Consider the following 7,879-nt stretch of genomic DNA (forward strand, 5'->3'; position numbering starts at 1 on the left):
TGCGGCTCGCCGATCTCGTAGGCGCTCTTGGCATCGAAGTACTCCTTGTCGATGGTGCCGCCGGTGGTGAACACCTGGACAAAGTCGGGATCGGTCACGGGGAGGTGGTAGTGGCCCCGAGCATGGACGTCGGGATCGAATCTTGGCCGGTGCCCTTCGGGGAGACGCCTTGGCGCTCCAGTCCGAGCTTGAGGTCGACGGCGTCGTATGTCGCTTTCGCGAGGTCGGGATCCTGTGACAGCGCGTCGAGGGCGTCCTCGAGGTCGCCTGCGTCCCACCCGTGGGACGCGAGGGCGGCGAGCCGCAGGCTGTCACTGGTCTCGGCCTCGAGGCTGTCGAGAGACGCACGGGCGTCGGCGAGCTGGACCTCGGCGATCACGGCGACCCACGTCGAGTCGACCGTGGGGGCCTCGCCGTCAGGGCTCGAGCAGGCGACGAGGGCGAGGACGAGGACGAGAATCCCAGTGGCTCTCACGCGCCCTCGGGGGCGGGGCCGTCGACCTCGAGGCGGAGCAGGTGCGCCGCGTACGTCTTGCCCTGGGCGTCGAGCTTGAGCGAGACCGTGCCACCACCGCCGAGGGCGCCGTGGAGCAGGAAGTTGAGCGCCGACAGGTTCGGCAGCTCGAACCGCTCGACCTCGCCCTCGACGCGGGGGCCGAAGTGCTCTTTGACCACGTCGGCGGTGACGGTCTCGCGCAACCACTCGTAGTGGCCAGGATTGCGAGCGATCAAGCCCACGTTGACGGCGTCGCCCTTGTCGCCGGAGCGGCCGAAGCAGAGGTCCAATAGATGAGGCATGGAATGGCGGAGGGGTAGAGAGGAGTACGGGAAAGCTACCCATCCCTCCATCCCCTATCCCTCCGCCCCTTTCCCGTTACGGGATCATCTTGTTGAGCGGGTACTCGATGATGCCCTCGGCGCCCAAGCGCTTGAGCTCCGGTATGAGCCGCCGGACCTGCTTTTCCTCGATGATCGTCTCGACGGCGACCCACTCGTCCGAAAAGAGCGGCGAGATGGTCGGGTTGCGAAGCGCGGGCAGCGTCTCGACGACCTCCTTGAGCCCGTCGCGACGGACGTTGAGCTTGAGGCCGACCTTGCCTTCAGCCCGGATCGCGCCCTCGAGGAGCAGCGCCAGGTTCTCGATCTTCTCGCGCTTCCACGGGTTCGCCCACGCGTCGTGGTTCGCGACCAGCTGGGTGTTCGAGGACAGCAAGACCTCCACGATCCGCAGCTTGTTGGCTCGGAGCGAGTTGCCCGTCTCCGTCACCTCGACGATGGCGTCGACCAGGTCAGGCGCCTTGACCTCGGTGGCGCCCCACGAGAACTCGACGTCGGCGGTGACGCCGTGGCTCTCGAGCCAGCGCTGGGTGAGCCCCACGACCTCGGTCGCGATCCGCTTGCCCTCCAAGTCCTTCACCGAGTGGATGTCGGAGTCCTCGGGAACGGCGAGCACCCAGCGGACGGGCCGCATCGAGGCCTTCGAGTAGACGAGGTCTGCGACGACGTGGACATCGGCGCCCGTCTCGGCGATCCAGTCCAGACCGGTGATCCCGGCGTCGAACACGCCGTCCTGGACGTACTTGCCCATCTCCTGCGCGCGGACCAGCATGGCGGTCAGCTCGTCGTCGTCGATGGAGGGGAAGTAGCTCCGTGAGCGGACGGAGAAACCGTAGCCGGCCTTGTCGAGCAAGTCGAACGTGGACTCCTGCAGGCTGCCCTTGGGGAGGCCCAAGCGGAGGATGTTGCCGGAGCCCGCCTCGGAGGTGGCGTTGTCGGTAGGAGAGGTCTGGGTTGACATAAGGTGTGTGAGGAGTCAGGAAGAGAGAGGGGAAACGAGCCCGAACGGTTCCGACCTCGATGGCTCTTCGCGCAGCGACCTCGAGGTCGAAGCGTTTACTCGGGCGGTGCGTCCTGGCTGCGCCGACCTGTCGGCTCGAGGTCGGCAGCGGACACGAACGAGTGGCCGATGGCCTCCATCTGTCGGAGGAACTTGCGCTTGTCGAGCGTCCGGTCGGGCGCGAACGTCATTCCGTAGTAGACGTAGAGCCGGTCCGTCGCGGGGTCGAGGAACGCGAAGCGGATGTAGGAGCCGCCCATGACGTCGTAGGTCATGCGCCAGAACCCGCGTTTCTCGACGCCGGGCCGGCCGTTGATCTCGACCTCGTCGGTCGAGGTCGGGCGCTGGTCGTCGATCTCGACGTAGGAGCTATCGAGGACGCCCCGAGCGAACTCCTCGAGCAGGTCGTTCGTGATCCCGTCGAGGTCGGCCTCCGACGGCAGCGTGTCCACGCCGTCGGCGTAGAAGACGTAGAAGTCGCGCCAGGTGTCGACCAAGACGCGGCGGTAGCGGACGAACTCGCCCTCCAAGCCGCCGGCGGTCGCGCTCGTGTCTTGGACAGGGACGTAGTCGTGCTGGATGCCGACCTGGAAGTCGTGCGCGGCGAGCAACTCGTCCTCGAGGTCGGTCTGCCGGAGGCGGGCGTAGATCTCGTTGCCCGTGCGGACGCGGGCCAGGTCCTCATAGCGCTCGCGCAGCTCAGGACCGCGCTGCAAAAACTGGGTGGCCAAGGCCGAGTCGCTGGCGGCGGTCGCGATGGTGACGAGCTGGTTGTTGGCCCACAGGTCATCTCGCAGGTTCACGGCGGCCGACGACCCGGACCGGACGGCCTCGAGGTTGCTCTCGCCAACCCGTGAGCGGATGAAGTCTCCGATCTCGCCGGGCGCGTCGACGGGCGCGGCGAAGATGATGTTGGGCGCCATCTTGAGCGACGGGAAGCCTCGGCCGGTGAGCTCTTGGTGCCGGAGTTGGAACGCGCCCTGGTTGCTCGGCAGCGTCAGGATGGGCTTTCCGAGCTCCGCGCGGATCGCGTCGCCGACGGGTCCGGCCCAGGTCACGCTGTCGGTCACGACGACGATCTCTTCGGTCTCGCCGCGGGCCTGAGGTTGTCCGGCCTCGACGGTCTCGCACGCGGACAGGCCGATGGCGAGGAGCGCGGCGGGGATCAGGAGAAGCTTGTTCATGGAGCGTCTAGGTCTTTGCCTTTCAACGCCCGAGCCCAATCCTCGATGCCCTGGCGTCGTTCGGAATCGGTGAGGTCGGGGTCGTCCCACAGCCGCTCGGCCTGCCGGATCAGCGCGCTGCCGACGATGAAGCCGTCGGTGTGCGTCGTGAGCCGTTGCGCGTCGGCGTTGGTCGAGATGCCGAAGCCGACCAGGAGGGGCTGGTTCACGATGGCGCGGGCGCGCTCGAGGTAGGCGTCGGTCGCGTCCTGGGCGCCGAGTCCCGAACCGGTCAGGCCCGTGACGCTGACGGCGTACACGAAGCCCGTCGAGCGGGCGTCGACGAGCCGCACGCGGTCGTCGGAGGTGTTGGGGGCGATCAGGTGGGTGACGGAGAGGTTGTGAGCGGCGGCCGCGTCCTCGAGGTCGTCGGCCTCCTCGGGCGGGAGGTCGGGGAGGATCAGGCCGTCCACCCCGGAAGACGCGGCGTCGGCGCAGAAGTCGCTCACGCCGTAGCGAAAGACGGGGTTGGCGTAGCCCATCAGCACGAGCGGCGTGTCGGAGCCGCGTCGGAAAGCGGCCGCGGTCTCGAACGTGCCGGCCATCGTGGCGCCCTGCCGTAGGGCCCGTTCGGACGCCTCTTGAATCGGCAGCCCCTCGGCGACGGGATCCGAAAACGGCATTCCGAGCTCGATAAAGTCCGCGCCGCCACGGTCAGCGGCCTCGAGGACGTCGAGCGTCGCGGCGGGCGAGGGGAAGCCGGCGGTCAGGAAAAGGCCCATCGCCGTCTCGCCGCGGACGCGGAGATCGTCGAGGTGGGCGCGGAGACGTGTTGAGGACAAGGGAGACGTGGAAAGAGGCGAGCGGGACATCCGACCTCGAGGTCGGGCGCTAGCGAGAGGTGTGAGTTTGCGTCGACCTCGAGGTCGCGCCGGTGACAGCGAGACGGTTCGACGCGCGTGCGGAGGGCTCGTCGAGGTAGAGGCCCGGGCGGTCGATGGTCATGAACCGCTCCGGGAACGTCGTGCGGTCGAAGCCCAGGCGTTCGTAAAAGCGGTGCGCGTCTTGGGTCGTGAGCAGCCACCGACGGAGGCCCTGGAGGCCGGGGTGGTCCATGACGCACTCCACCAACCAGCGGCCGAGCCCTCGCCCTCGATGCTCCTCGAGGACGTAGACGTCGCAGAGGTAGGCGAAGGTGGCACGGTCCGTGACGACACGCGCGTAGCCCACCTGCTCGCCCTCGAGGTAGAGGCCGAACGTCACAGACTCGGCCGCGGCTCGGCGGACGACCTCGAGCGGAACGCCGGTCGACCAGTACGACCGCGTGAGGTACGCGTGCACGGCCTCGAGGTCGAGGCGGTCGCGGTCGTCGGTGACCGTGTAGTCATCTCGCGCCCAGGTCACGCGTCCTCGAAGGCTGTGACCGACTGCTGTTCGAGGTCCTTAAGAGACGTTCCGTCCTCGAGGGCCCAGGCCTTCAATCCATTCGTGTTTCCACCCTTGACCACCGACGCCGCCATGCTCGGGCTCGAGAACTCGACGTCGTCGCAGAAGACGAGGTGGCCGTCCTCGAGATCGAGGCGGCCGCCCGCGACGAGCCGCTCGCGCTCTCCGACCACCGACCTCGAGGCCGAGGGGCGATGCGTTCCGAATGCCTGGGAGCCCGAGAACACGGTGAAGCCGCCACTCGACGGCTGGCCCGTCGCCGACAGTCCCCGGATCGAGGTCGAGAACTCGCGCGTGGGCGAAGATGTCGCTCGGCTCGGGGGAGCCGACAAGAGAACCGATCCCAGAACGGGAAGAAGCTGCCGGATCTTGGAGAGGTAGACGTCCATATCTGCACGGTCGGACTCCGGGAGTCGGGAGCCGCTCGACTGGGCGTTGTCGATCCTAACGCGACCGACGTCGCTCGCCTCTTGGATCAGAGCGCCCTCGAGGTAGCGGATGTGCGCCTTCGTGAGGTTCTCGTCCTTGCTGACAAAGACGATGACACGGTTCCAGAACTCCTTCGAGGCGTGCTGCTTGAGCCGCGACCGAATGACTTCGACCTCACCGATGTAGACGACAGTCTCGCCCGTTCGCGGATCGACCCCGGTCAAGAGGTAGACGCCCGGTCTCTGAACCTCGCTTCGGGCGAACAGCGCCTCGAGGTCGGATCGAGGAGCCGCAAGCGCCTTGCCGCTCCAGTTCGAGAGCTCCGCCGTCCGCAACCGCGTCGGGTCTCCGAACGGCAGGAACAACCGGATCGTGGCGGGCGGTACGGTCACGCGTCCTCGAGGTCGCCGATGTGGGCCGAGATCGTCGCCATGTCCTTGTCGCCGCGGCCGGAGCAGTTGAACACCAGGTCGGCGCCCTCGCCGAGTTCGCGAGCGAGGTCGGGGAGGACGGCGACCGCGTGGGCGGTCTCCAAGGCGGGGATGATGCCCTCGGTCTCGCTCAGCAGCTTGACGCCGGCCAGGGCCTCGAGGTCGGTCGCGGTTCGGACCTCGACGCGGCCCGTGCTCGCGTGGTGCGCGTGCTCCGGCCCGACGCCGGGGTAGTCGAGCCCGGCCGAGATCGAGTGGGCGATCTCGACCTGGCCGTCGGCGTCCTGAAGGAGTCGGGTCATCGTTCCGTGGAAGATGGCAGGCTCGCCCTTGGTCAAGGTCGCGGCGTGGCGGCCACTTAGCCCCTCGCCTGCGGCCTCGACGCCGACGAGGCGGACGCCCTCGTCCTTGACGAACGGTGCCCAGATTCCGATGGCGTTAGACCCGCCGCCGACACACGCGACGACGGCGGCGGGCGTCTCGGAGCCGGTGGCGTCCAACAGCTGCGCCCGCGTCTCCTCACCGATCACGCGGTGCAGGTCGCGGACCATCGCGGGGTACGGGTGCGGCCCGATCGCCGAGCCGATGATGTAGTAGGTCGTGCTCGGGTTCGAGACCCAGTCGCGAAACGCCTCGTTGGTCGCGTCCTTGAGCGTCTGGCTCCCGCTCGTCGCCGGCCGGACCGTCGCGCCGAGCAGCCGCATCCGCTGGACGTTGAGGTGCTGCCGCTCGATGTCCTCGGCGCCCATGTAGACGACGCACTCGACGCCGAAGAGCGCGCAGGCCGTCGCCGTCGCAACGCCGTGCTGCCCAGCTCCCGTCTCCGCGATGATCCGCTCCTTGCCCATCCGACGGGCCAGGAGCACCTGCCCGAGCGCGCTGTTGATCTTGTGCGCGCCCGTGTGGCACAGGTCCTCGCGCTTGGCCCAGATCGTGGCCCCGCCAACCCTCGAGGTCAGCCGGTCTAGCCGCGTCAAGGGTGTCGGGCGGCCGATGTAGTCGCGGAGCAGCTTTTTGAGCTGCGCCTGGTACTCCGGGTCCTGCTGCGCCTCCGCCCACGCGGCGCGGACGTCCTCGAGGACGGGGTGCAGGATCTCGGGCACGAACGATCCGCCGAACCGGCCAAAGCGGCCACGTTCGTCGGGGAGGGCGACGGGGGAAGGGAGCTCGGCGACTGTAGACATGGGAGTGGGGGGAGTCATCCTCGAGGGCGCGAGGCTTGTCGGCCTCGAGGACGGTGCTATTCGGCGGTGGCGGCGTTAAACGCCTCGAAGAAGGCGTCCAGCTTGTCGAGGTCCTTGACGCCGGGCGATTCCTCGACGCTCGACGACAGGTCGACGGCGTAGGGACGCATCGAGTGGATCGCGTCGGCGACGTTGTCGGCCGAGATGCCGCCGGCCAGGAAAAGGTCGACCTGGCCAGCGAGCTCTCGAGCGACGCGCCAGTTGAAGCTCTCGCCGGTCCCGCCCCACAGGCTCGTGTGGTGCGTGTCGAGCAAGACGAAGTCGACGACCTCGAGGTAGGGCTCGACCATTGCGGCGACCTGCTCCGTCGAGGCGTCGTGCTGGACCGAGATCGCCTTGATGACGGGGACCTCGACGGCGGCGCAGACCTCGGGCGACTCGTGGCCATGGAGCTGCGCGAGCGTGAACCCTACGCGTCCACAGGCCTCGTTGACGGTCTCGGCCGACTCGTTCACGAACACGCCGACCGGCTCCGGTCCGCGCACCCAGTCGATGATCTCTTTCGCGACGTCGGGCTTGACGTAGCGTGGGCTGCCGGGGTACTGGATGAACCCCAGGAAGTCGGCGCCGGCGACGGCGGCGGTGCGGGCGTCGTGGAGCTGCGTGATGCCGCAGATCTTGACTTTGGTCTCGGACACTGGGGTCATGGGTCAGGCAGCCTCGGACGCGGAGGTGGCGAGGTTCGTCCTCGAGGTCGAGGCAAGCTCTAGGGCGGTCTCCCGGCGCAAGGCGGCGAGCGTGCGGCCCGGGTCGGGCTGGCGCATAAAGTGGGTGCCGACCAGGAACGCGTCGGCTCCGGCGCGGCGGAGACGGGCGGCGTCGGCAGCGGTCCGGATTCCGCTCTCGGCCACGCGGACGATGCGGTCGGGCAGCTGCGCGAAGATCCGCTCGGCCCGTCCCAGGTCGACCTCGAAGGTCTTCAAGTCCCGGCTGTTGACGCCGAGCACGTCGACGTCCTCGAGGTCGAGCCGGCCGACCTCGGCGTCGTCGTGGACCTCGACCAGCACGCCGAGTCCCAAACCCTTCGCGGCCTCGAGGAGGTCTTCGAGCTGCGCGTCCTCGAGGGCGGCGACGATCAAGAGGACGGCGTCGGCGCCGTAGGCGCGGGCCTCGACCAACTGGTACTCGTCGAGGACGAAGTCCTTGCGGACGACCGGCAGGTCGACGGCGTGGCGGACGGCGGCGAGGTGGTCGAGCGAGCCCTGGAAGTGGGTCGGCTCGGTCAGGACGGAGATCGCGGCGGCGGCGGCGTTCTTGTAGGCGCGGGCGATCACGGCCGGGTCGTACTCGGGCCGGATGACGCCCTCGGACGGGCTCGCGCGCTTGCAC

At 68.5% G+C, this 7,879-nt stretch carries 10 protein-coding genes; all 10 read right to left on the reverse strand.

From position 1 onward, the window contains the following. Positions 1–94: 94 nt before the first annotated feature. Entirely contained in the window at positions 95–475 is a 381-nt protein-coding gene (locus tag WBA11_RS02480; protein WP_424519144.1) for a hypothetical protein, read from the reverse strand. After that, a complete protein-coding gene (locus tag WBA11_RS02485) occupies positions 472–798 on the reverse strand; it encodes an AtuA-related protein (RefSeq protein ID WP_424519145.1) in 327 nt (108 codons plus the stop codon). The genes WBA11_RS02480 and WBA11_RS02485 overlap by 4 nt, the downstream gene beginning before the upstream one ends. 76 nt (positions 799–874) lie before the next feature. Continuing rightward, a complete protein-coding gene (hisG, locus tag WBA11_RS02490; protein WP_424519146.1) occupies positions 875–1,798 on the reverse strand; it encodes an ATP phosphoribosyltransferase in 924 nt (307 codons plus the stop codon). A gap of 95 nt (positions 1,799–1,893) precedes the next feature. After that, positions 1,894–3,021, reverse strand: a complete 1,128-nt coding sequence (locus WBA11_RS02495) for a DUF4837 family protein (protein WP_424519147.1) — start codon at positions 3,019–3,021, stop codon at positions 1,894–1,896. Continuing rightward, positions 3,018–3,872: a tryptophan synthase subunit alpha gene (gene trpA, locus WBA11_RS02500; protein WP_424519148.1), complete on the reverse strand. Its 855-nt coding sequence runs from the start codon at positions 3,870–3,872 to the stop codon at positions 3,018–3,020. Before trpA ends, WBA11_RS02495 begins: the two co-directional genes overlap by 4 nt. Before the next feature lie 19 nt (positions 3,873–3,891). Continuing rightward, the gene (locus tag WBA11_RS02505; protein ID WP_424519149.1) at positions 3,892–4,404 is read right to left on the reverse strand and encodes a GNAT family N-acetyltransferase; all 513 of its coding nucleotides are present in this window, start codon (positions 4,402–4,404) and stop codon (positions 3,892–3,894) included. Continuing rightward, positions 4,401–5,267 carry a GIY-YIG nuclease family protein gene (locus tag WBA11_RS02510; protein ID WP_424519150.1) on the reverse strand — a complete coding sequence of 289 codons (867 nt, stop codon included), beginning with the start codon at positions 5,265–5,267 and terminating at the stop codon, positions 4,401–4,403. Before WBA11_RS02510 ends, WBA11_RS02505 begins: the two co-directional genes overlap by 4 nt. After that, a complete protein-coding gene (gene trpB / locus WBA11_RS02515; RefSeq protein WP_424519151.1) occupies positions 5,264–6,508 on the reverse strand; it encodes a tryptophan synthase subunit beta in 1,245 nt (414 codons plus the stop codon). Before trpB ends, WBA11_RS02510 begins: the two co-directional genes overlap by 4 nt. A gap of 38 nt (positions 6,509–6,546) precedes the next feature. Beyond that, complete coding sequence (locus WBA11_RS02520) at positions 6,547–7,197, reverse strand: phosphoribosylanthranilate isomerase (RefSeq protein ID WP_424519152.1); 651 nt, start codon at positions 7,195–7,197, stop codon at positions 6,547–6,549. Between the two features lie 3 nt (positions 7,198–7,200). Beyond that, the coding region (locus tag WBA11_RS02525; protein ID WP_424519153.1) for an indole-3-glycerol phosphate synthase TrpC at positions 7,201–7,879 on the reverse strand (679 nt) is incomplete at its 5' end.

It is taken from the genome of Rubrivirga sp. (assembly GCF_049648075.1).
Lineage (GTDB): Bacteria > Bacteroidota > Rhodothermia > Rhodothermales > Rubricoccaceae > Rubrivirga.